We start from the raw sequence: 1,299 nt of genomic DNA, 5'->3' as shown, positions 1-1,299 counted from the left end.
GCGCTAATAAGATGGTCCGCCTCCCCTAAGCTACACTTAGGGAGATTATTAAATGAGGAGAATCATCATGTCTACTATTAACATTCTTGGAATTGATATTGGGAAATCAACCTTTCACCTTGTTGGCCATGATTTATCCGGTCGAGAAGTTTATCGAAAAAAATTAAGTCGCTCAAAACTAATTCAATATCTTTCTAATTCAGAGCTTACAACTATTGCTATGGAGGCCTGTGGTGGCTCTCATTGGTTAGCAAGAAAGTGCCAAGAGTTTGGGCATAAAGTACTACTCATACCACCTCAATATGTTAAGCCTTATGTCAAAACAAACAAAAACGATTTCATTGATGCTGACGCCATAGCCGAAGCAGCGACTCGCCCAACTATGCGTTTTGTCAGCGTTAAAACTGAATCATCTCAAGTGATCTCAGTCATTCAAAGAGTACGCTCAAGCTATCTAAAAGACAGAACAGCATGCATGTCGCGTATCGGATCAATTTTATTAGAGTTTGGCATGGCTTTTCCAAAATCTCATGCCAAAATGAAAACATTATTCCAATGGCTAGCTGAGCATGGTGAGCCAATACCACCGATGTTGCTTTTAGAATTAAGAGACCACCATGACTTTTACCTAAAACTTAATCAACTTATTTTAACCCAAGATAAAAAGCTCAAGGAAATTGTGAGCAACGATGAACGAGCTCAACTACTCAAAACGATTCCTGGAGTGGGAGATCTAACAGCTAGTCGTTGCTTATCTGATATAAGTAACGTTGCTGATTTCAAAAATGGGAGGCACTTAGCCGCCTGGATTGGCTTGGTGCCTCGTCAGTTTACAACGGGAGGAAAGCCTACATTACTAGGTATAAGCAAACGAGGGAATAAAGGCTTACGTGAGTTATTCGTTCACGGTGCAAGAGCTGTTCTTGTTAGGCCTGAAAAAGCCGTCGCCGTTTTTGGTAATTGGATATTAGAATTACTATCGAGGAAACCATTTAACGTCGTAGTAGTCGCGTTAGCGAACAAACTAGCACGTATCGCCTGGTCGGTACTTTCAACTAAACAAGCATTCGAAGTTAGAGTGCAAGCCTGATTTGCAAATGATGATAAAGATGACACAACGGTTAGACCACTGGATTGAAGACCTGTGGGGCGGAACAGCAACTTTTTAAGTATGCTTTGGCGCTTTTGAGGACAATCTAGCGCGGATCTCATCGTGGAGCTGGGCCTAATATATTGGGTAACCAACAAAGACTCCGAATACATTAGCGCAAACCAACTACGTTATCGATATTATTACTT

At 41.3% G+C, this 1,299-nt stretch carries 1 protein-coding gene; it reads left to right on the top strand.

Going from position 1 to position 1,299, the window contains the following annotated elements; translation table 11 throughout:
• Positions 1 to 67: 67 nt before the first annotated feature.
• Entirely contained in the window at positions 68 to 1,090 is a 1,023-nt protein-coding gene (locus tag ESZ36_RS22400; RefSeq protein WP_146792024.1) for an IS110 family RNA-guided transposase, read from the top strand.
• Positions 1,091 to 1,299 lie beyond the last annotated feature (209 nt).

Origin of the sequence: Colwellia demingiae, assembly GCF_007954275.1 — a bacterium.
In the GTDB taxonomy this organism is placed as follows: domain Bacteria; phylum Pseudomonadota; class Gammaproteobacteria; order Enterobacterales; family Alteromonadaceae; genus Colwellia; species Colwellia demingiae.
Note: the sequence above shows the minus strand (reverse complement) of the source record. Positions and strands in the feature narration are given on the sequence as shown.